A 21996-nucleotide genomic window follows, 5' to 3' on the forward strand; every position below is an offset into this window, starting at 1 on the left:
TCAGGGATAAGATATATGAATGTTAACGAATTACTGGCCTTCAGTGTGAAACAAAATGCCTCGGACTTACATTTGTCCTCCGGCAGTGTCCCTATGATTAGAGTGGATGGGGACATTCGTCCGCTAAATCAACCCGAGCATCAGCCGGATGAGCTGAAAGACATGTTGTTTGAGGTGATGACCAAAGGCCAGTGGCAGGAGTTCGAGGAAAAATTTGAGTGTGATTTTTCCTTTGAAATAGAAGGCGTTGCGCGTTTCCGTGCCAACGTGTTTACCCAGCGCAAAGGCATTGCCGCCGCTTTTCGTATGATACCTGCCGAAGTCACCACTTTAGAGCAACTGGATGCTCCGGAGATATTTAAGGACATTGTCAGTGCTAACCGGGGTTTAGTGTTAGTAACCGGACCGACTGGCTCGGGTAAATCAACCACATTGGCGGCCATGGTTAATTATTTGAATCAAAACCGGGCGTTGCATATTTTAACCATTGAGGACCCCATAGAATTCGTTCACGACAACCAAAAAAGCCTGGTCAGCCAGCGTGAAGTTCACCGGGACACCCGCAGTTTCAGTGCGGCTCTGCGTTCAGCACTGCGTGAAGACCCAGACGTGATTCTGGTGGGTGAAATGCGTGATTTAGAAACCATCCGTTTAGCTATGACGGCAGCCGAAACCGGGCATTTAGTTTTAGGTACCTTGCATACAACTTCTGCACCTAAAACTATCGACCGCATTATTGACGTATTTCCGGGCGATGATAAACCGATGATCCGCTCCATGCTGTCAGAATCTTTACGTGCGGTTATCTCGCAGAGCTTGCTAAAACGAGTTGGCGGTGGTCGTGTTGCCGCACATGAAATTATGCTGTCATCGCCAGCTATTAAAAACTTGATTCGAGAAGACAAAGTGGCGCAAATGTACTCCTCTATTCAAACTGGAGCAGAGCGGGGCATGCAAACATTAGATCAGGCACTCAAGAAATTACTGGCTCGTGGCGATATAGAGGCAGAAGAGGCACGCCGCTGCGCGGTGACTAAAGAGGATTTCTAATGCTAATACGGAGCGTTTGGCTGTTTCTGCTGTTGGCTGTGGCGTTTAGTGCGCCCGCACAGCAGACAACACGAGTGGCTTTTGGCTGTTGCATTGACCATACCAAGCGACAGGAAGTCTGGGATGCGATTAATCATGCGCAGCCTGAAGTCTTTGTGTTCCTGGGTGATACTATCGGTGAGAACGCCGGCGACATGGACGACTTACTGGATGCCTATGAGGTGTTTAACCGTTACCGCGGGCCACGGGTTCTGCGACGCAACTCTGCGGTTATGTCGGTCTGGAACCGCAACGATTACAGTCTGGATGGCAAGAGCGGAAAAAATAACCCGAATCGCTATGCCGTCCGCAACCACTTTCTGACATTCTGGCGTGAGCCTGCAACCTCGGAACGGCTGTTTCAAAGTCATGGCATTGCAAAGAGCGTAATTTTTGGGAATGAACCGCAACGTGTGCAGGTTATTGTTCTGGACGGTCGCTGGAACCGTGACCCACTGAGTCAGGTGGGCTGGGTAGAGCGTCAGACTCGCCGCTTTAATGCTGATTTAGGTCCTTATCAGTCGAATAATACGGGCGATTTGCTGGGTGATGAGCAATGGCAGTGGCTTGCGGAGCAATTACAACAGCCTGCCGAAGTCCGCATTATTATGAGCGCGACACCGGTAATAGCTCCTGCCAATGGCTATGATAGCTGGGCACTTTACTTGCGCGAACAAAATCGTTTAAAAGAGTTGTTAACGGAACTGAAACCTTCAGGTTTATTGCTGGCGAGCGGTGACCGCTTGTTCGGCGAGTTCGCTAAGTCAGATGAATTCCTGTCTTATCCACTCTGGCAGGTGACTCCGGGGTCTGTTAACTTTGACGGTGAAACGCCTTACTCGTCTGTTTATCGCGACGGTGAAGCATATGCCGAAAGCCGTTATGGTCAAATTGAAGTCATTTGGAAAGAGCAGCCGGAACTGGAGTTAACACTCCGCGATGTTGACGGCCGGCCGCTCGATACTCGTAAACTCAACCTTAGTCAGTTACAACCAGATTAGGTGGTTTGCGGTGTTTAGTTTTCCCAAAAGTGTTCTAACTTCAGCGAGTCATGCGAATAAAAATCAGGTAAAATAGCGTCAATTGTCGGTAAATAGCAGAATTGGTTAGTATTATGCGGGTATTGGGTATTGAAACGTCTTGTGATGAAACGGGTGTTGCGGTGTACGACACCGAAAAAGGCTTATTAGCCCACCAATTGTACTCGCAGGTGAAACTGCATGCCGACTACGGCGGCGTAGTGCCCGAGCTGGCATCTCGTGACCACGTGCGCAAGACCTTACCGTTGATTAAAGCTGCGCTCAAAGAGGCCGGGATTTCGCATCAGCAACTGGATGGTATTGCTTATACCATGGGGCCTGGGCTGGTTGGTGCTCTGTTAGTTGGTGCTTGTATTGGTCGTAGTCTGGCTTTTGGATGGAATTTACCCGCGGTTGGAGTTCATCATATGGAAGGCCATTTGCTGGCGCCTATGCTGGAAGAAAACCAGCCCGAATTTCCTTTTGTCGCCTTGTTGGTTTCCGGCGGGCATACTCAACTGGTTCAAGTAAAAGGTATAGGCGATTATCATTTGCTGGGCGAATCAGTAGACGACGCGGCAGGCGAAGCTTTTGATAAAACAGCTAAGCTGATGGGGCTGGACTATCCCGGGGGCCCACGACTGGCTGCTCTGGCGGAACAGGGCAACAGCGATCGTTTTACTTTTCCCCGACCAATGACCGACAGGCCCGGGCTTAACTTTTCATTCAGTGGACTAAAAACCTCCGCCGCCAATACTTTGGCAGCCAATGACAACGATGAGCAGACCCTGGCGGATATTGCCCGGGCATTTGAAGATGCGGTGGTTGATACCTTAGTTATTAAATGTCGTCGTGCGCTAAAAGAAACCGGCTACAAGCGTTTGGTCGTTGCCGGTGGGGTCAGTGCCAATAAGCATTTACGCGCAAAACTTGAAGCTTTATTAGAAAAACAGAAGGGTCAGGTGTTTTACCCGCGCACGGAATTTTGCACTGATAACGGTGCGATGATCGCCTTAGCGGGCGCTCTGCGTTTAGAAGCGGGAGAACGTGAGCCATTGGCAGTGAAAACACACCCAAGATGGCCAATGACAGATTTGAAGCCCATGGTGAATATTAGCGACGCCGTTTAAAGGCTTTTTCTTCGCCCGAGGACAAGCGCAGAATATTGGCCTGATGCCGCCAGAGTATCAATAGCGAAATCATAATAACCGGCACTGTGTATTGGGGTTTTATCCAATAGGCATAAAAGGGTGCCAGGCAAACGGTTACTAAAGCCGCTAAAGAAGATACCCGGCTGATACGGAAAACCAGTAACCAGGTGGCAATAAGCAACAAAGCCATTTCCCAGGCAACCGGAAACATAGCACCTAAGGCGGTAGCAACAGCTTTACCGCCACGAAAATGGAAGTAAAGCGGGAAAATATGGCCGAGGCAGGCTGCAACGGCAATTAGCCCAAGGAAAAACGGCTCAATGCCGAGAAAGTAAGAGCCCCACACCGGAACCATACCTTTTAAAACATCAAACCAAAGAGTTAATAAAGCAGGGATTTTTCCGCCAACCCGGTAAACATTGGTTGTTCCGGGGTTGCCTGAGCCTTCTTTGCGCGGGTCAGGTAAGCCCCAAAGCCGACAGATAACCACAGCGCTACTGATAGAGCCCAGAAGGTAGGCTAAAAGTATCATCAGTAAAGTAAGCGCTGTCATGGGGTACGAATCCCTCGTTGGTTAAGGTAGACTGCGATTAAAAGTCAATGCCCCTAGAATAAGCGGTTTTTTGGGCAATTACCACGGGTTAACACAAATGGAACAAGCAGATATTGATGTCGTTAGTATTGAAGGCTTAACCGTAGAGACCATCATTGGTGTCTATGACTGGGAAAAAGAAAAAAAACAGCAGTTGGTGCTGGATATCCAGATGAGCTGGGACAACCAGCGCGCGGCAACTACTGACAATATTGACGACGCTTTAGATTATGCACTGGTGAGCGAGCGGGTATCTGCCTGGGTAGCAGAAAAGCCGCGTCAGCTCATAGAGACGGTCGCGGAAGGCGTTGCCAGCCTTATTTTGAATGAGTTCGGAGTGCAGAACGTTGAAGTGCGGGTGGCTAAACCCGGAGCCGTGCCTAATGCTAAAACGGTCGCCGTAAGCGTTCGCCGAAGCGTTTTCGACAGCCCCTTTGGGTAAGAGGACAAGTTGTGACGCAAGTTTTTCTCGGAATAGGCTCTAATACTGAGCGTGAAAAACACATTCGGGCAGGGTTAAAAGACGTTGCAAAGAGCTTTGACTGGCAACAACGTTCAAGAATTTTTCGCAGTGCCTCGGTGGGGTTTTCCGGAAGTGACTTTTACAATCTGGTGGTCGAAGTAGAAACTGACCTTTCTGTTACCGAAGTTCTGGCCGAATGTAAGCGCATTGAACAGGAAAACGGACGGGTTCCGGGCAGTGCCAAGTTCAGTCCGCGAACCTTAGACATTGATGTCTTATTGTATGATGACGTCATTCGGGAGCAACAGCCGCAGTTGCCTCGTGGTGAAATTCTTGAAAATGCTTTTGTGCTCTGGCCGCTGGCTGAAATAGCCGGGCACCGCTTGCATCCGCTTTTAAATGTGAGTTATGAGCAGTTGTGGGAGCAATACCAGCAGACTCATAAAGACTCACCGCAACAATTAGAGCCTATTAGCGACACTTCTTGGCTGGAAGGTTAATTCAATGCCTCAGCCAGTATCTGCTCACGCTGTTCGCGTAAAGCATCGCCCAGGGCTTTACCGGTAAAGCCCTGCTGCTGCAAAGTCCCAGCATTAAGCGCTGCGGCTTTTTCTGCCCCCGAACGTAACTTTTTATGCTGAGCAGCAATACTTTTCTGCTGCTTAGATTCACTATATTCAGCTTGCCGTAACTGTAGCAACTGCTCCAGCTTCTCCGGTCGGCGCCAGTAGTCAATTTGTTTCAGTAGTGCAGCCAATTGAGCTTTTTCTGGGAGCTCCGGTGTGGTAATGAAATCTTCATGATTTCTTGCCAGCAAAGCGCTGTCACGATAATGATTCGGTATGGCCAGTTGCCTGCAGAACTGCTTCAGGCTCTCAGGGGTTTCTTGCTCTATAAATAAGCTGGCAAATCTTAGCGTCACTGAATCGGAATAAGCCGATGTTCTTTGCAATCGTTGCAGTTGTGAATCATCGGCGGTTATTCCGGGTAACACCTGAGAAAGCGCCTGTATGTCTCTAAGCAGAGTTAAAAAGACAGTTGGCGTTTGGGTTAACAGTGACTTCTCCCATTCCCGCCAGACCCGTTCAGGGACTAAGTGACTGAGTTCCTGACTGGCTGACATTTCCTGCAGCAACTGCTGAGTTTCTTCGGCGACGGTAAAACCCAAGTGAGCAAAACGCGCGGCGAAACGTGCCACTCTTAATACCCGCAAAGGGTCTTCGGTAAAAGCTGCAGAAACATGGCGTAACTTCCGTGCTTCAATGTCTTGTACGCCGTTATACGGGTCGACTATTTCGCAATCTTCGCTTTGCGCAATGGCGTTAATGGTTAAATCCCGGCGGGCTAAATCATCTTCCAGAGTCACATCGGGAGAGGCGAACACGTCAAAACTGGTGTGGCCTTTGCCGGATTTTCGTTCAGTCCGGGCCAGTGCGTATTCTTCGCGGGTACTGGGGTGGAGGAACACCGGGAAGTCTTTACCAACTTGCTGAAACTCCTGTTTTAGCAAGTCTTCTGCACGGGCACCCACTACTACCCAGTCACGCTCATGCACGGGTAATTTCAGAAGTTTGTCTCGTACTGCGCCGCCGACTAAGTATACGTCCACTGTTCACCTCAACTTTGTTTGGCATGATCATGTCGAATCACTGGTCGATGTGCAAGCAAGTCGTTACACTGTTGAACAAATAATATTATCAGCACAGTAGCGGACCGATATGTATCAAAACTATTTTGGTCTTCAGGCAGAGCCGTTTTCCATTGCCCCGGACCCAAACTACCTTTACCTGAGTGAACGGCATCAGGAGGCTTTAGCGCACCTTACGCAAGGGCTGCAGGGCAGTGGTGGCTTTATTCTGTTAACCGGAGAAGTGGGAACAGGCAAAACTACGGTATCCCGAGCTTTACTGGAGCAGTTGCCTGAGTCGACGGAAACCGCATTTATCCTTAACCCTATGCTGAATGAGGACGAACTGCTTGCCAGCCTGTGCGATGAATTTGGTATCCGTTATCAAAAACGATCCGCTACCCGTAAAACGCTGACGGATAAACTCAGCCAGTTTTTTCTGAAAGCCAATGATGATGGTCGCCAGTGTGTGGTGCTGATTGATGAGGCTCAGCATCTGCGGCCTCAGGTTCTTGAACAGCTAAGGTTACTGACCAACTTAGAAACTCATGATCGTAAATTGCTTCGAGTCATTTTAATTGGTCAGCCGGAATTACAGGACTTACTGCGCCGACAGGAGCTTCGTCAACTGGCACAGCGTATTACCGCCCGCTATCATATTTTGCCGCTGACAGAGCAGGACACGCAACGCTACATTGCTTACCGCCTGCAGGTGGCTGGCGCAAACCGGCCTTTGTTTACTGCTGCTGCAGGAAGGAAGGCACACCAGTTAACCCAGGGTATTCCCCGCTTATTAAATCTTTATTGTGACCGGGCATTGTTGGCAGCTTATACGGAATCCAGTAGCGAAGTGTTGCCAAGGCATATACAGCAAGCGCATATTGAGCTGAATGGCACTACCGGTAGTCGGAATAGACAGCCGCACTCAGCTTTATGGCGTTGGGCGGGGGCTTTTTTGCTTCTTGTCGCCAGCGCGGTTGGCAGTTACACCCTGATTAACGATACGGAAAAACCGTTGGACGCAACGTCCAGCAGTCAGTATCAGGCCGCAAAAGAGTTGGCGAGTGTCTGGGGCTTGCCCGAACCGCCGGTAGATACTGATTTTTGTCAGTGGATAGAACAATATGATCTCGTCTGTCTTGAGTTAAACCAGAGCCTGCAGCAACTGCGCAGCATTAATTACCCGGCATTGCTTTATAGGCGAGATAAAAGCGCCGATTTAATAACCGATGGTACGGCGATAGATACTAATGGCTGGAACGGGGCTTTCCTTATTTTGTATCAACAGCCGCTGGCTGAAAGTGACGACGCACACCAACAGTGGGTTCGTGAACAGCTGATAAAACACCTGGGTTCTAAATGGCAAAGCAAGTCATCGGACGAGCAATTTAAAGAGCTGCAAAAAAGCCAGGGGCTAAAGGTAACCGGGAAACTAGATGAAGCGACAATGGCATGGCTGGCATCACGCGCGTCTGACTTTGGGCCCAGATTGAGTAAAGAAAGCGAATGAAAAAAGCGAGTAAAGAGAGCAAATAATGTCATCCTTATTAAAAGCATTAAAGCAGCAACAGTCGCCATTATTAAAACAAACCTCGGTGCTTGATGCCTCGCTTATGGCTAACGATAAACACAGCCGTAGCTGGAGTTGGTTACTTTGGCCTTTGGTGCTTATTCTCGGCGCAGTGCTGGGCTCTGCGGGAGCGGTATGGCTTGGTGAAACAAACCAGTCTGAACGTCCTGAAGCGGAAGGCTTCCGGTGGGGAGAAACCGCCAGTATTGAATCGGTTGAATGGGAAGCAGAACCCGAACCTGTTCCGGAGGAAGAACCTGAAGTAACACAGAGTGCTGGTCAACAGCAATTGTCAGAATCGGAGCCAACGGGACAAGCGGGGTCGCAGCGGCAGGCTCTGGATCTTTCTACTGTTTCGCCAGACTTGTTGCAGCGCTTCGAAGCGGCAGTGAACGACACCAGCAATAGCGATGATAATAGAGCCGATACCAGTGTCATACCTTCATTAAGTGAACTTTCGCGCTCGTTTCAGCGAGAGGTTCCTGCGTTTAGTTACGACAGCCATATGTATCGCTCCAGTGCATCTCAGCGGTGGATTGAGCTGAACGGCCAGCGACTGTACGAGGGCGATGCGTTAAATCAGCTGACAATATTGCGAATAGAACCGCAAAAGGTGGTTTTGGTGAAAGACTCACAGGCATTCTCCCAGCCCGCTTTAGAAGACTGGCAACCATAGAAATTATTGACATCCTGCGAAGGGATTCATACTCTTGTGCGATACAGTTTAAACAGGCGTTTAAATTATTAGTTTGAACGCTTTGTAATTTCTACAAGAGGTAATGATATGGCTGACTACAGAGCTCCCCGCGACGACATGGATTTTGTTTTGCATGATGTATTCCGCGTTGCTGATGACTGGCAGCAGACTCCGGAACTTGCCGACATGATGGACGTTGAAACCGCTGGCGCTATTCTTGATGAAGGTGCAAAAGTTGCGGAAAACTTGGTTGCGCCCATAGCCCGTGAAGCAGATGAAGAAGGTGTTAAGTTTAAAGACGGCGAGGTGACAACACCTAAAGGCTATAAAGAGAACTTTCGCCAGCTGGCTGAAGGTGGCTGGGTTGGTGTAACGGCAAATCCCGATTTTGGCGGCATGGGTTTGCCGAAATCTTTATCTGCTCAGTACGAAGAAATGCTTTGCAGCGCGGACATCGCCTTTTCTCTTTACCCGGGCTTAACCTCGGGCGCTATCATGGCAATTAACTCGCATGGCAGTGATGAGCTGAAGAACCATTATTTACCGCGTATGGTTTCGGGGGAATGGACAGGCACTATGTGTCTGACTGAGCCTCACGCCGGAACGGATTTAGGCATTATTCGCAGTAAGGCGATTCCTGCCCAAGACGGCAGTTTTTCGCTTAGCGGCACCAAAATATTTATTACCGGCGGTGAGCATGACTTAACCGACAATATTGTCCACCTGGTGCTGGCTAAATTGCCTGACGCACCGGCGGGTACAAAAGGTATTTCGTTGTTTGTGGTGCCTAAGTTTTTATCCGACGAGCAAGGTAACCTGACCGAACGCAACAATGTTAGCTGCGGTTCTATCGAACACAAAATGGGGATTCACGCGTCAGCAACCTGTGTGATGAACTTCGATGGTGCGAAGGCGTGGTTGGTCGGTGAGCCACACCGAGGTTTGCCTGCTATGTTCACTATGATGAACTATGAGCGTTTAGGCGTTGGTATTCAGGGGCTGGGCGCAGCAGAACGTTCGTATCAAAATGCTCTGGAATACGCTAAAGATCGTATTCAGGGACGCGGTGCAAAAGCAACCCGTAACGACCAGGCCGAAGCCGACTCAATTTTAGTGCATGGTGATGTGCGCCGTATGTTGCTGACCATGAAGTCTCTGACTGAAGGTGGTCGTGCGTTTTCTACCTGGGTTGGGCAGCAGCTCGATCGTTCAAAATACGCCGCAGATGATCAGGTTCGACAAAAAGCCGACGCCATGGTGGCGTTATTGACGCCTGTTGCAAAAGCGTTTTTAACCGACACTGGACTGGAATCCACCATTCATGGCCAACAGGTTTTTGGCGGGCACGGTTATGTCAGAGAATGGGGCCAGGAACAATTGGTTCGCGATACTCGTATCGCTCAAATATACGAAGGCACTAATGGTATTCAGGCGCTGGACTTGCTGGGTCGTAAAGTTTTTGGTTCACAAGGTCAGCTACTGCAGCCATTTAATGAAGAGATTCAAAGCTTTCTGGATGAAACGGTTACTGGCAGCGAATGGATAAAGCAGCGTGAGCAATTGCAGCAGGCGCTAAATATCCTCAATGGTGTCAGTGAGGAAGTACTGCAAAAAGCAGCTGGTGATGAGAACTTAGTGAACAGTGTAGCGGTTGAGTATCTGCATCTGGTAGGCTATGTTTCTTACGCTTACCTGTGGTTGAAAATGGCAATAGCCGCCGAGCCACTATTAATCGACAAACCATACCTTGCAACTAAAGCAAAAACGGCACGTTTCTATTTTGCCCGCATTTTGCCTCGCATTCATAGCCTGGCAGCTGCGATAAAAGATGGTAGTGAAAGCCTTTACTTACATAGTGACGATGAATTCTAAAAACGAAAAAAAAGAAAGCAATGCACTGACGTTTTATCGTGATAGTCGCCGCCCTCAGGCCTGGGGCGGCTTCTTTTTAGCGATATGGATGGCAATTTATATTGGTGACGCGGTTCCCTTGTGGATTATCGTTACAGGCGCGCTGCTGACCATGGCTATTGTTATGGCAATTGTGGTGAAGTTCAGACCATTACAGCCGGCTGCTTTTTATCAGGACCTTGAGTTAAAGGAAAAACGCCTCATTTTACCTCCCAGAACTTACCAGTTGGAAAACCCGCCGGTACTGCAACAGTATGAAAAGGATTTAGCCGGTTTGAGTTTTGTTGATGAAAAAGGGCGCAGGCAGGAAATTATTGTCATTTTAAATGACAGCCTCAAACGGCAACTGGAAAATTACCAGATAGAGCTAAAAAGTTACGAAGAAATAAACGAAGAATAAAGTAAAAAGCCAGCGATTTCTCGCTGGCTTTTCTGTCTATTGCTGGCCTTTAATCGTCCAAAGACAACAAGGTAGCGTTACCGCCAACGGCAGTAATATTATCACTACGCGTTTTTTCGGTAACAAAGCGGGTTAGGTAGTGTGGTCCGCCGGCTTTCGGTCCGGTACCTGACATGCCGCGACCACCAAATGGTTGTACGCCGACAATCGCACCTATCTGGTTACGGTTAATGTAAACGTTACCAACATCAATACGGCTAGCTACGTCGTGAGCAAAGGTCTCGTTACGGCTGTGAATACCGAAAGTTAAACCAAAGCCTGTGTTATTGATGCTCTCTATAACCTCGTCAATTTCACTCGTTTTAAAGCGAATAACGTGAAGAATTGGCCCGAAGTTTTCTTTTACCAACTGGCTGATACTATCAATTTCGATTGCTGTAGGTGCAACAAAAGTACCGCCCATAGCGTAATCAGGCAGTGGTGCACGAGCAATTAGGCGACCGGCCTGCTGGATATCTGATATGTGCTGTTCCAGGTTAGTTTTTGCAATACCGTCGATAACCGGACCAACGTCAGTTTCATGCAGCAGTGGGTCACCAACTTGCAGCTCTTCCATAGCGCCACGTAGTAAGTCGAGAACACGATCAGCAACATCATCCTGTACGAATAGAACTCGCAGGGCTGAACAACGCTGTCCCGCACTCTGGAAGGCACTGGCAACGATATCGGTGACAACCTGTTCCGGCAGAGCGGTAGAGTCAACCATCATGGCGTTCTGTCCGCCGGTTTCAGCAACCAATGGCACAATTGGACCAGTACGTGCCGCTAGTGCGCGGTTAATGGCCTGAGCAGTATAAGTCGAACCGGTAAAGCAAACGCCACCAATGTCTTCCTGGCTGGTTAAATAGCTACCGACCTCGGCACCACTGCCTGGCATAAAGTGCAATACGTTACCCGGAATGCCTGCTTCTAAAGCCAGCTGCACTGCGCGGTATGCGATAAGCCCGGTTTGTTCTGCTGGTTTAGCAATAACTGAGTTACCGGTAACCAAAGCGGCTGCAACCTGGCCAACGAAAATGGCAAGAGGGAAGTTCCATGGGCTAATACAAATGAAAGTTCCACGACCTTCAACAAACAGCTCATTGTCTTCGCCTGTCGGACCCGGTAACTGAATAGGGCCACCCATGAGTTCACGCGCCTGGTTGGCGTAATAACGACAGAAATCAACGGCCTCGCGAACTTCGTCGATACCGTCCTGTAAGCCTTTGCCAGCTTCTACAGAACACAGAGCGATAAGCTCGTTACGGTTAGCTTCCATTAAGTCGGCAAATTTCTCTAAGCATTCCGCCCGCTCTTCGGTCGGAACGTTACGCCAGGATTTGTAGGCAGCGTTCGCACTTTTCAGTGCTTGCTCAGAGAGCTTTTTATCACCCCAGTAGATACTGCCAACCTGCTTCGAGGTTTCCTGAGGGCTGGTAATACTGACGTGGTGATCGGTTTCTATGGTTTTCCCATCGACGATGGGGCCGCCTTGCCATTGTTTGTCACGGTACTGTTGAACCGCTGCAATAAAATCATCTGCTTGTGAGTGAATATTCATATTCAATCCTAATGAATTTGTGCGATCCCCATACATTTCTGAGGGAAGTGGAATTTTGCTGTTAGCGTACTTCTCGTAGCCGGACGCGGTTTTCATCGGGTGCTCGACTAAGTCATTGACCGGTGTGTCTGCATCTAGCAGCTTGTGGACAAACGACGAGTTAGCACCGTTCTCTAAAAGCCGGCGGACTAAATACGGCAACAAATCTTTGTGAGGGCCTACTGGTGCGTAGATACGTACCACCATACCTGGATTTTGCTCCATTATGGTGTCGTACAAGCTATCACCCATGCCGTGCAAACGCTGATACTCAATTCGACGCTGATGGGTCTCATTCATTTGTTGAATGGCCATAAAGGTTTGCGCGTTGTGAGTCGCGAATTGCGGATAAATGGCACCGTCAGTGTCGTCACTTAATAAGTAACGTGCACAGGCCAGGTATGAAATGTCGCTGTGTGACTTACGAGTAAATACCGGGTAACCAAGCAGACCGTTTTCCTGAGTCCACTTAATCTCGTTATCCCAATAAGCCCCTTTTACCAAGCGTACAGGAATTTCATCGCCACACTCTTTTGCCAGTGCCGTTATCCAGCACAAGGTTGGTAGTGCACGCTTCGAGTAGGCCTGTACAACCAAACCAAAACGAGGCCAGCCTTTACAGACACCGCTGCGGTAGACTTTCTCAAACAGCTCCATTGAAAGCTCGTGGCGATCGGCTTCTTCGGCATCAATGGTCACACCAACATCGGCTTCTTTGGCCAGCTTGACCAGTTCGGTCAACGTGGTGGCCAGCTCAGTCAGTACACGTTCGTGATTTGATGCTTCATAACGAGGGTGCAAGGCTGACAATTTAATTGAAATTGTCGGGCGTGGTGCATCCGGGTTATTGAACTCTTCTTTGGTTATCGTCTTGATTGAGTTGACGTACTGCTGCTTGTAGTAATCCGCATCCTTCATAGTTAATGCGGCTTCGCCAAGCATATCGTAAGCGTGAGTGTAACCCTTGTCACGGTTATCACGGCTTTCTTTCAAGGCTTCCTCAATGGTACGTCCCAATACGAACTGCTTACCCATAATTTGCATGGCGGTATAGGTTGCCTTGCGAATAATGGGTTTACCGAGTTTGCGAACAAGACGACGGAAAGCACCACGAGGTGTTTCCATGGCTTTGCCTGTAGGGTTTGTCACACTGTTTGTCAGTGCCAGCCCCCAGGTACCTGAGTTAACTAACCAGGACGCGCTCTGGCCCATATGTTTCTGCCAGTCTCCGCCGGAGAGTTTGTCTTGAATTAACGCGTCGGCTGTATAAGCATCAGGAATTCGCAATAGTGCCTCGGCAAGGCACATTAAAATAATACCTTCTTTGGTATCTAGGCTGTACTCTTGCAGAAATGCGTCGACGACGCCGTTATCTGCCTGTTCCCTCACTTGCTCAACTAACTTAGCTGCGCGCTCGGTTACTGCGCTAACCGTATCATCATCGGCCGGAACCAGCGGCAACAGCTCACGCATATATTCGTCTTCATCAACAATATAATTGTCAGTAATTGCCTGCTGTAAGGACTTTAAGTCCTCAGCCTGATGCTGTTTGGATAGCACCTCACTCGCTTTGAACATAGCATCTCCTGTGTAGCCAGGCCGAAGCTCGGCGTGCTTCCCCAAAGTTGGGAATCGGCGCAAGTATAAGCTTATTTTTGCGCGGGTAAAGACCCTTCATGGTCGGATCTCACGTTGCAACTTTTCACCCTTGGTGTCAAGTGAACTAAATGCCCGTGTTTGTTGACCGTTAGCCGCCAAGCCAGTACCTTTAATCTAACTTATTAAACGCATCGGAATCGATTTATGTCACAAGAAGTTGAGCTCAAGTTACTGATTGCTCCAGAACAGCGAGAAAAAGCGCTCGAAGTCTGCCAGTCGTTGGCGGATTCTCATCAGGCAAAACCCCGCAAAGAGCAGTTTGAACTCAAAAATGCTTATTTTGACACGTCCGATTTACGTTTACGTCAGTTCGATATTGGATTACGGATACGTAGCGATAAAGCTCATAAAGAGCAGACAGTGAAATTGGCTGGTCGAGTTATGGGCGGCATGCACCAAAGGCCAGAGTATAATATTGACATTGATAGCGACAAACCCGACTTAACCTTGTTTGATAACGAAATATGGCCGGAGGACTTTCCGGTTTATGATATTCAGCGTGATTTGGACACCTTGTTCGTTACCGATTTCACCCGAACCCGTTGGCGGCTTCCCAGCGGCGAAGGTGTTATCGAAATGGTTCTTGATGAGGGATATATAGAGTCGGGCGAGCAGCGAGAGCCAATAGCGGAGATTGAACTGGAGTTACAGGGCGGTTCTTTGGCCGAGGCCTATCGACTGGCACAGGAGTTAGTGAAAAAAGCCGGTGCGCGAGTAGGCTCGTTAAGTAAAGCGGCAAGAGGCTATCTGCTGGCCGGAAAAAGCTTGCTGGAGCCTTTTACACAAATGCACTACGTACCAATACACTCTGAGCAAAATGTTGGCCAGGCGCTTTATCGGTCGCTGGAATCGGGCTTGCGCCATTGGCAGCACAACGAAGCGTGCCTGGACTTCCAACCCAGTGTCCGGGCGGTACAGGGAATGGCGGACGGTATGCAAATGGTGCGGGTTGTGTTGGAACAACTTATTGAGAACGGGGTTGGTGAACGACGGTTGCTGACCGGCATCTCGCAAATAACCGCAAAACTGCAATGGTTGAAGCGATTTGAAGGGCTGGATGAGTTAACCGCTGAAGATGGGGCCTATCATCGCGCGCTTAAGCGTTACAGCAAATTGTATGAATCTTTAGTCAACAGTCAGGAGGATGTTATTCGCCTGAATGAAGTTGCTGAACTGGTGCATTCTGCGGCATACCAAAAAACCGTACTGGGATTGTCAGAGTTTCTCTTGAAAGAAGAAATGACAGAGGAGCTGGAGCAGCCGGTTTTACCCTGGAGCAGTCAACTTTTGAAAAGCGACTGGCAACTGGTGCAAACGGCATTTTCTGAGCATGAAAAGCTCAGTGAAGAAGGGTATCTTAAGTTGCTGACACCCTTGCAAAACAGCCTTTTGATGGGAACTTGCTTCGGACATTTGTTTGATGCTGACTTGAGAGAAAGCTTCCGGCTGCCGTGGCAGGATTTAGCCCGGGGTATTCGTGAAATTACCGCATTGCATATTTTACATGAGCGTATTCGGGACCGCGACGACGAAGTGGATGAAAAATTAATGGACTGGCAAAAAGTACAGCGTGAGTCCCTGTTAAAAGCTCTTGAATATTCGCGTAAAGCTGCGCTGAAACGTGAACCATACTGGTTAAATTAAGGTGGTTATGCAGACTCCCGACAATAAATTGATGAGCGAGACTGAAACAGCCTGGGAACGTTTTAAAGAGGTTGCAGAGAATATTAAGCTCACAGCTGAACAGGAGCAAAGATTACGGGCATTATTTGCTGTTAGTCCTTTTCTTGGCAGGGTTGCTGAAAGTTACCCAGAGCATCTTTTAACCGACTTTTTTGACGACGGTGGAACGAGTATTTGTTTGGTTGATGCTGACAGCTACGGTGACCGTATAGCAGAGTCGTTAAATCAAATAACGCATGACGATGACGCAAAAAAATGCCTCCGCAGGCTACGGCACTGTTGGATGGCGAAGCTGGCAGCAGCCGACATTCTGCAGCAAGTGTCGCTAAAAGAATCTCTACACCATTACAGTACCTTTGCTGATGCAGCAATCAATAAGAGTCTGGAGTGGTTGTTTGAACGTTTTGTCCAACGCCACGGTAAACCGCTAGATGCTAATGATCAGCTAATGCCAATGCTGGTCATTGGAATGGGGAAGCTGGGTGGAAAGGAGCTGAATTTCTCTTCCGATATTGACCTTATTTTTGCTTTTCCTGAACAAGGCGAAACTCAGGGGCCTGGACGTAATCTGGAGCACGGTGTTTTCTATAAGCGGCTGGCGCAGTCACTGATTGGGTTACTTGACGAGACGACTGCGGACGGGCAAGTGTTCCGGGTCGATATGCGGTTAAGACCTTTTGGTCAGTCGGGTCCGCTGGTAACCAGTTTGAATGCGCTGGAGCATTACTATCAGGAGCAGGGTCGGGACTGGGAACGTTACGCCATGGTTAAAGCTCGCATGGTAGGGGCTGATGAACAGTATGAGCAAGCATTTCAACAGTTGATACGACCTTTCGTTTACCGCCGCTATATTGATTTTGGCGCCATTGAAGCGCTGCGTAAAATGAAGCTTTTGATTACCCAGGAAACCCGCCGACAGGGCGTTAAAAATAACATCAAGCTGGGTGCCGGTGGGATTCGCGAAGTTGAGTTTATTGTTCAGGCGCATCAGCTTATCCGCGGGGGGCAGGAAAAATCACTGCAGACACGTTCAGTTTATATCGCCATGAACGGCCTGGTGGAACTGGATTTGATAAGCTCGGAGCATGCTAGTCAGCTATTAAAAGATTACGAGTATTTGCGGGTTATTGAGCACCGCCTGCAACAAATTGATGACCAGCAAACTCAGCAATTACCCAGCGATGAAACTGGCCGCGCACGGTTGTGCACAATGCTGAATGAACCTGAGTGGGAAACCTTGCAGAGAAAAATAGACAAGTGCATGGAGCGCATTCATGCTGAGTTCCAGCAAGTGGTTGGCGCGGAGTCTGAAGATGACGAGGATGAACAAGGCTTGCAGGTTTTGTGGCAGGACATGCTGGATGATGATGCTGCGATAGAAATCATAGAGAGCGAGGGCGTTGACGAACCTCAGGCATTATGGACTCTAATTAAAAATTTTCGCCAGGAGAGCCGCCGTCGTAGTTCGGGCCCAAGAGGGCGTTCTGCATTAGCTAGGTTAATGCCGATAATGCTCCGGCATGCTATTCAGCATCAGCATCCAGAGCGGTTGCTGGAAAGGCTGCTTTCTATTATTAAAGCGGTTATGAGCCGAACGGCGTACATTGAACTGCTGGCGGAAAACCCCGGCGCCCGCGAGCAGCTTTGCAAATTGTGTATGGCGAGCCCATGGATCTCTGAACAGTTGGCTTTGCACCCCATACTTCTGGATGAACTGATTGACCCGCAGCAGCTATACAGCCTACCTGAGTCAAAGGACTACGCGGCAGTGCTACGAGAATATCTTGTACGTATTCCTGAACAAGATCTGGAAACTCAAATGGATGCGTTGCGTCAGGCTAAGCAGGCGCTGCAACTGAAAATTGCTGCAGCGGATATCAGTGGCGTTTTGGAACTGATGAACGTTAGTGATCATTTGAGTGCGCTGGCAGAAGCCACTATTTCTCAAGTGGTCGGTCTGGCCTGGCAACATTTGACTCAAAAACATGGGAAGCCCGCGGGAACCAGTATCGATAATACCGGATTCGCAGTATTGGGATATGGGAAACTAGGCGGGCAGGAGCTGGGTTATGGTTCCGATCTTGATCTCGTTTTTGTAACGGATGCTAATTATCAGGGGCAGACAGACGGTCAACGACCGATTGAAGTTCAGCAGTTTTACTTAAGACTGGCGCAACGAATTCTGCATTTATTTACTACCCGTACCGTTGCAGGCATTTTGTATGACGTGGATTTACGCTTGCGCCCGTCAGGGCAGGCTGGTTTACTGGTGACGCAGGTGGGCTCTTTTGCCCGTTATTTGCGCGACGACGCCTGGACCTGGGAGTTGCAGGCACTGGTGCGTGCGCGGCCTGTATTCGGCGTTCCGGCTTTAAGGGATACGGTTATGGATATACGCCGGAGTGTTCTTTCTCAACAACGAGATGAACACGAACTGCGTCAGAATATCGTTAGTATGCGAGAAAAAATGCGTGAGCATCTGACCCAAAGAAACAGCCGGAAGTTCGATTTAAAACAAGACCCGGGCGGTATTGCTGATATTGAGTTTATCACTCAGTATCTGGTTTTGCGTTATGCGCATAAATATCCGGATCTATGCAAGTACAGTGATAACGTCAGGCTTCTGACTGAAGCGCAACAGTTACATTTACTAACAGAAGTGGATGCTCAGAACTTAATTAACGCCTTTCAAATTTTTCGCTGTGAGAGTCATTCGCTGGCGTTACAGGGGGAGCAGTTATTGGAGGAACACAACCTGGACAATGAACGTCAGGCTGTGCTCAATTGCTGGAATCACTTATTGGAAGATGACTTGTAGTAGCTTGGCATGTCAGGGTCGGGGCGGGTTTTAAACCTGCGGTGAACCCAGAGGTACTGGGCCGGAGCTTTTAGAATGGCGTCTTCCACCAAACCATTAACGCGTTCGGCATCCGCTTTCTTGTCTCCCGTGGGGAAATTTTCAAGCGGCGGTTCGTAAAAGAGATCGTAACCGCTTCCGTCGTCACGTCTGACGCAACGGCTTACCATGACTTTGCAGTTCGGGTTGCGGGCAAAAAGCATAGTACCCAAGGTTGTTGAAGCATCTGGTACTTCAAAGAACTTAACAAACTCGACGCGACGACGGCCATAATCCTGATCCGGAAGATAGCCGGCGATATCACCTTCGGTCAGTGATCTCATCATCGCTTTAACATCGCGACGCTGGATCATATATTTGTTTGAACGCCCTCTGCCGCGGGTTTGTAAGAACTCCATGACCGCATTATTATGTGGGCGGTAAAGACCTACAGCTGGCTCGACAAAGCCATGTAAGCGGGCATGAACTTCTAAGCTCAGGAAGTGAAAGAGCAATAACAGTACGCCGCTGCCATCCTCCTGTGCCTTACGTAAGTGCTCTTCACCATGGACGTGTAGCTTACGTTTAATTCGCCAGTTCGGCCACCACCAGGCCATGCCAACTTCGAAGTATGCGATTCCGGTATTTTTCATATTTTCGGTTAGCAATGCCTCGATCTTCTCATTGCTGTATTCCGGGAAGCAAAGCTTTAAGTTGGTACGGGCTATATTCACCCTGCGCGGCATGAGTTTTTTAAACAACAAGCCCAACCCGCGGCCCATGGCAAGCTGTAGCCGATAAGGCAGCCATGACACGCTATACAGGATGAAAACACCGAGCCAGGTAAGCCAAAACTTAGGATGTAAAAAGTAGAATTTAAATTTGGGAGGTTCGATCACAGCTGATGTCGCTTATTATTCGCTATTTGCCGCGGATAGTAACATAAAAATTCTAAAATGAGGCACCGCCAATAGTCAGGCGGTGCCACGGTCTGCGCAACTAGTCTGCGGCAGTGCCTTGTACGTTTTCAGAAAGACTGCTGTTAATCGCCATCAGGTCTTGTTCCTGCAGTTGTCCAGCGGCTTTTTCCAGAGTCAGCACTTGACGGATGTAGCCATAGCGCGCTTCTGACAAGTTACGTTTTGCATTGTAAAGGTTACGAGTACTGTCCAGCACATCAACAATAGTACGAGTACCTACTTCAAACCCTGCTTCTGTGGCTTTTAAAGCACTTTCGGCAGAAACAACTGACTGTTGAAATGCTTTAATACTGGGAATCGACGCAGAGACTTCATAAAAAGAGTTACGAACTTGACGCTCCACATTACGGCGGGTCTGCACCATTTGTTGACTGCTAACAACGTAGTTATCCCGCGCTTGCGCAATTTCAGATGACGTGCGGAACCCGGAGAAAATAGGAACACTGACATTCAGGCCAATCGAACGGCTGTCGAGTCGGGGCAAATTCGTTGTCTGCTCTTGTCCATTATCGCCGGTAATTGTGCGCTCGTTATCACTTGTGGAATAGCGTGCCTCTAAAGATACTGTAGGGTAGTGTCCACTTTGCTGCAGTTTTATTTGTTGCTCTGCAATTTCTACCTGTACCTGACTCTCCAGTAAACTCAAGTTAGCATTTTCAGCTTTTTTAACCCATGTTTCGATGTTGTCAGGAGATGGATCGCTCGGAGAAAATGTTTCAGTGTTTAGGGCCGCGAGATCTTGTGGGTAGCGACCAGTAATTTCACGAATGTCTTCCAAAGCAATTTTGACTGCATTCTTGGCCTGAATTTCACTAGCGACAGCGCTATCATACTGAGCTTGTGCTTCGTGGACATCAGTAATAGCTGTTAAACCTACCGAAAAACGCTGTTTCGTTTGTTCAAGTTGGCGTTCAATGGCTTTTTTCTCAGCTTCAGCGAAAGATAAATCGTCGCGCGCCTGCAAAGCCTGAAAATAAGCATTAACAACACGGATCATTAAATCTTGCTGAGCGTTACTGTAGGCAACTTCTGCCTGGTATGCTTGTTTTTCTGCAATATCTGCATTTTTCCAGACACTCCAGTCAAAAAGGCTTTGATTAAGACTTACACCTGCACTCCAGCCATTGCTGTCAGTATCAAAAACCTGAATGCCGGATTCAAAAACCTGAGGTGATTCGCTGGTCGAGTCAGTGTAACCTGCGTCACCTGTAATTTGTGGCAGGAATCCTGACTTGGCAATATCAATGCCTTTTTGTGCGGCGTTTCGCTCCGCTGCGGCACTTAATAGGGTCGGGTCGTTATCAACGGCTAAACGATAAATTTGAGCCAAATCTTCAGCGTTTGACGTAAAAGATACTGTGGTCAGTGCCAGACCGACGGCTGCCGACAAAATATGCTTTTTCATGGTAGTCAGTTTCCTGTTACTTAACGTGCAATTGTTCAATGATTGCGCATAGTTTACATACAGTGTTGAATGATTACCAGTGTAAATGATTTGCGCAGATAGTTTAAGAAAAACATGGTTTCAGAATTCGCTCAAGTGTAACAGAATGTTTGTCTTATCCGCCTATGTAAAAAAGGACACTAAGTATGACAATTCGTTTTCACCGGAATGATGTGAAAGTAAAGGAAAAGGCACCTCTTTATCAAGGTTTTTTATCGGTTTATCGGTATTCTTTACAACATCGCCTGTTTTCTGGTGACTGGAGTCCAGAAATAAATCGGGAATTAATGGAACGTGGACACGCTGTTGTGGTTATACCTTATGATCCAATCAGGGATGAACTGGTTGTTTTGGAGCAGTTCAGGGTTGGTGCACTCGACGACAGAAATGGGCCATGGTTGTTTGAGTTCGTTGCCGGTATGTTTGACGCGGACGAGAGCTCAGAGGAAGTGGCCACGCGTGAATTAGAGGAAGAAGCTGGATTAAAAGCTAAGCGGCTAATTTACGCTACCAGCTATTATTCAAGCCCGGGTGGTACCGACGAGAAACTGACTATTTATATTGCCGAAGTCGACAGTCAATCGGCTGCCAGTTTTGGCGGGTTAGCTGAAGAAGACGAAGATATTCGAGTCCACGTTTTACCCAGAACAGAAGTTATTGGCATGCTCGAACGTGAAGAAATCAACAACGCGGCAAGTGTTATTGGGTTACAATGGTTGCTATTACATCGTGATAAGGTGTTCTCTGACCAGGAGCAAAACTGAGGTTTTATTATGCAACAGCGCTATGTTGTCGACGTTGCGGAACTGCACCGACTAACCGAACTAAATTACGCAGGCCTTTTACCGCTGCTGTCTCAGCTTGAATCTGAAGCTGAGGTAACGCTCTACGCGGGCGAAAATTTGGCTTTCAATTTACGTAACGTCAGTGAATCGCGATACACCTCAGATATTGAAATTGAGCAATTAAAGCCAAACTGGGCGGATTACTTGCAGGCGAAAATGACGGTAAGATTATACCATGATGTGCGTATGGCTGAGATCATATCCAGTCAGGGTGTTACCCGATTAGCGGCACGTTATCAACAACCTAACCGCGAAATGCGGCACCGGGACGAAAAGCATCAGGTTAATCAGTTTTTGGCTGACTGGTTAACCTTGTGTCGAAAGCAAGGTCATATTCAACCAAAACTCAGTGAAGCCGTTCAGAAATTTATGCCTTACTACTTCAAATAGA

18 protein-coding genes are annotated in these 21996 nt (G+C 48.4%); 13 read left to right on the plus strand and 5 right to left on the minus strand.

Features of this window, described 5'->3' with window-relative positions; genetic code table 11:
- The first annotated feature begins 15 nt into the window (after nt 1–15).
- The 3 genes from DET62_RS11315 to tsaD all read left to right on the plus strand — a co-directional run bounded on the left by DET62_RS11315 (nt 16) and on the right by tsaD (nt 3238).
- On the plus strand, nt 16–1050 hold the full coding sequence (locus tag DET62_RS11315; protein WP_011235201.1) for a type IV pilus twitching motility protein PilT: 1035 nt from the start codon (nt 16–18) through the stop codon (nt 1048–1050).
- Entirely contained in the window at nt 1050–2090 is a 1041-nt protein-coding gene (locus tag DET62_RS11320) for a phosphodiesterase (protein WP_110013964.1), read from the plus strand. The genes DET62_RS11315 and DET62_RS11320 overlap by 1 nt, the downstream gene beginning before the upstream one ends.
- A 113-nt stretch (nt 2091–2203) precedes the next feature.
- Nucleotides 2204–3238, plus strand: a complete 1035-nt coding sequence (gene tsaD / locus DET62_RS11325; RefSeq protein WP_110013965.1) for a tRNA (adenosine(37)-N6)-threonylcarbamoyltransferase complex transferase subunit TsaD — start codon at nt 2204–2206, stop codon at nt 3236–3238.
- Here the strand turns inward: tsaD and plsY are convergent.
- On the minus strand, nt 3222–3812 hold the full coding sequence (plsY, locus tag DET62_RS11330) for a glycerol-3-phosphate 1-O-acyltransferase PlsY (RefSeq protein WP_110013966.1): 591 nt from the start codon (nt 3810–3812) through the stop codon (nt 3222–3224). The genes tsaD and plsY overlap by 17 nt on opposite strands.
- Nucleotides 3813–3909: 97 nt before the next feature.
- Here plsY and folB point away from each other — a divergent pair, with 97 nt between their 5' ends.
- The gene (gene folB / locus DET62_RS11335; protein ID WP_110013967.1) at nt 3910–4293 is read left to right on the plus strand and encodes a dihydroneopterin aldolase; all 384 of its coding nucleotides are present in this window, start codon (nt 3910–3912) and stop codon (nt 4291–4293) included.
- Nucleotides 4294–4304: 11 nt separating this feature from the next.
- Nucleotides 4305–4814, plus strand: a complete 510-nt coding sequence (folK, locus tag DET62_RS11340) for a 2-amino-4-hydroxy-6-hydroxymethyldihydropteridine diphosphokinase (RefSeq protein ID WP_110013968.1) — start codon at nt 4305–4307, stop codon at nt 4812–4814.
- Here the strand turns inward: folK and DET62_RS11345 are convergent.
- Nucleotides 4811–5923: a multifunctional CCA tRNA nucleotidyl transferase/2'3'-cyclic phosphodiesterase/2'nucleotidase/phosphatase gene (locus DET62_RS11345; protein WP_110013969.1), complete on the minus strand. Its 1113-nt coding sequence runs from the start codon at nt 5921–5923 to the stop codon at nt 4811–4813. The genes folK and DET62_RS11345 overlap by 4 nt on opposite strands.
- A 109-nt stretch (nt 5924–6032) precedes the next feature.
- Between DET62_RS11345 and DET62_RS11350 the strand changes: the two genes are divergently transcribed.
- From DET62_RS11350 to DET62_RS11365, 4 genes are all read left to right on the plus strand, one after another.
- Entirely contained in the window at nt 6033–7451 is a 1419-nt protein-coding gene (locus DET62_RS11350) for an ExeA family protein (protein ID WP_110013970.1), read from the plus strand.
- A gap of 25 nt (nt 7452–7476) precedes the next feature.
- Nucleotides 7477–8187 carry a general secretion pathway protein GspB gene (locus DET62_RS11355; RefSeq protein ID WP_110013971.1) on the plus strand — a complete coding sequence of 237 codons (711 nt, stop codon included), beginning with the start codon at nt 7477–7479 and terminating at the stop codon, nt 8185–8187.
- A gap of 108 nt (nt 8188–8295) precedes the next feature.
- Nucleotides 8296–10080: an acyl-CoA dehydrogenase C-terminal domain-containing protein gene (locus DET62_RS11360; protein ID WP_110013972.1), complete on the plus strand. Its 1785-nt coding sequence runs from the start codon at nt 8296–8298 to the stop codon at nt 10078–10080.
- Nucleotides 10070–10519 (plus strand): hypothetical protein, encoded by a 450-nt coding sequence (locus DET62_RS11365; protein ID WP_110013973.1) that lies wholly within the window; start codon nt 10070–10072, stop codon nt 10517–10519. The genes DET62_RS11360 and DET62_RS11365 overlap by 11 nt, the downstream gene beginning before the upstream one ends.
- A 49-nt stretch (nt 10520–10568) precedes the next feature.
- On the opposite strand, the gene putA is transcribed toward DET62_RS11365, so the two are convergent.
- Nucleotides 10569–13736: a bifunctional proline dehydrogenase/L-glutamate gamma-semialdehyde dehydrogenase PutA gene (gene putA / locus DET62_RS11370; protein ID WP_110013974.1), complete on the minus strand. Its 3168-nt coding sequence runs from the start codon at nt 13734–13736 to the stop codon at nt 10569–10571.
- A 225-nt stretch (nt 13737–13961) separates the two neighbouring features.
- Between putA and DET62_RS11375 the strand changes: the two genes are divergently transcribed.
- Both DET62_RS11375 and glnE read left to right on the plus strand, forming a co-directional pair.
- Entirely contained in the window at nt 13962–15461 is a 1500-nt protein-coding gene (locus tag DET62_RS11375) for a CYTH and CHAD domain-containing protein (protein ID WP_110013975.1), read from the plus strand.
- A 7-nt stretch (nt 15462–15468) separates the two neighbouring features.
- Complete coding sequence (gene glnE / locus DET62_RS11380) at nt 15469–18318, plus strand: bifunctional [glutamate--ammonia ligase]-adenylyl-L-tyrosine phosphorylase/[glutamate--ammonia-ligase] adenylyltransferase (RefSeq protein ID WP_110013976.1); 2850 nt, start codon at nt 15469–15471, stop codon at nt 18316–18318.
- Here the strand turns inward: glnE and lpxL are convergent.
- A complete protein-coding gene (lpxL, locus tag DET62_RS11385; RefSeq protein WP_034822497.1) occupies nt 18294–19235 on the minus strand; it encodes an LpxL/LpxP family Kdo(2)-lipid IV(A) lauroyl/palmitoleoyl acyltransferase in 942 nt (313 codons plus the stop codon). The two genes, glnE and lpxL, sit on opposite strands and share 25 nt — an antisense overlap.
- Nucleotides 19236–19335: 100 nt before the next feature.
- Entirely contained in the window at nt 19336–20721 is a 1386-nt protein-coding gene (gene tolC / locus DET62_RS11390) for an outer membrane channel protein TolC (RefSeq protein WP_110013977.1), read from the minus strand.
- Nucleotides 20722–20906: 185 nt separating this feature from the next.
- On the opposite strand from tolC, the gene DET62_RS11395 reads away from it, so the two are divergent.
- Nucleotides 20907–21524, plus strand: coding sequence for an NUDIX domain-containing protein (locus DET62_RS11395; RefSeq protein ID WP_110013978.1), 618 nt, complete (start codon nt 20907–20909; stop codon nt 21522–21524).
- 9 nt (nt 21525–21533) lie between these two features.
- Nucleotides 21534–21995, plus strand: coding sequence for a DUF1249 domain-containing protein (locus DET62_RS11400; RefSeq protein ID WP_110013979.1), 462 nt, complete (start codon nt 21534–21536; stop codon nt 21993–21995).
- Nucleotide 21996: the final 1 nt, after the last annotated feature.

It is taken from the genome of Idiomarina sp. H2, assembly GCF_004364275.1.
GTDB lineage: Bacteria > Pseudomonadota > Gammaproteobacteria > Enterobacterales > Alteromonadaceae > Idiomarina > Idiomarina loihiensis.

Coding starts and splice junctions, on each gene's coding strand:
- plsY (WP_110013966.1), bottom strand. CDS start 3,812: ATGACAGCGCTTACTTTACTGATGATACTTTTAGCCTACCTTCTGGGC.
- tolC (WP_110013977.1), bottom strand. CDS start 20,721: ATGAAAAAGCATATTTTGTCGGCAGCCGTCGGTCTGGCACTGACCACA.
- glnE (WP_110013976.1), top strand. CDS start 15,469: ATGCAGACTCCCGACAATAAATTGATGAGCGAGACTGAAACAGCCTGG.
- tsaD (WP_110013965.1), top strand. CDS start 2,204: ATGCGGGTATTGGGTATTGAAACGTCTTGTGATGAAACGGGTGTTGCG.
- DET62_RS11320 (WP_110013964.1), top strand. CDS start 1,050: ATGCTAATACGGAGCGTTTGGCTGTTTCTGCTGTTGGCTGTGGCGTTT.
- DET62_RS11400 (WP_110013979.1), top strand. CDS start 21,534: ATGCAACAGCGCTATGTTGTCGACGTTGCGGAACTGCACCGACTAACC.
- folB (WP_110013967.1), top strand. CDS start 3,910: ATGGAACAAGCAGATATTGATGTCGTTAGTATTGAAGGCTTAACCGTA.
- DET62_RS11375 (WP_110013975.1), top strand. CDS start 13,962: ATGTCACAAGAAGTTGAGCTCAAGTTACTGATTGCTCCAGAACAGCGA.
- DET62_RS11360 (WP_110013972.1), top strand. CDS start 8,296: ATGGCTGACTACAGAGCTCCCCGCGACGACATGGATTTTGTTTTGCAT.
- DET62_RS11395 (WP_110013978.1), top strand. CDS start 20,907: ATGACAATTCGTTTTCACCGGAATGATGTGAAAGTAAAGGAAAAGGCA.
- DET62_RS11350 (WP_110013970.1), top strand. CDS start 6,033: ATGTATCAAAACTATTTTGGTCTTCAGGCAGAGCCGTTTTCCATTGCC.
- DET62_RS11365 (WP_110013973.1), top strand. CDS start 10,070: ATGAATTCTAAAAACGAAAAAAAAGAAAGCAATGCACTGACGTTTTAT.
- putA (WP_110013974.1), bottom strand. CDS start 13,736: ATGTTCAAAGCGAGTGAGGTGCTATCCAAACAGCATCAGGCTGAGGAC.
- DET62_RS11315 (WP_011235201.1), top strand. CDS start 16: ATGAATGTTAACGAATTACTGGCCTTCAGTGTGAAACAAAATGCCTCG.
- DET62_RS11355 (WP_110013971.1), top strand. CDS start 7,477: ATGTCATCCTTATTAAAAGCATTAAAGCAGCAACAGTCGCCATTATTA.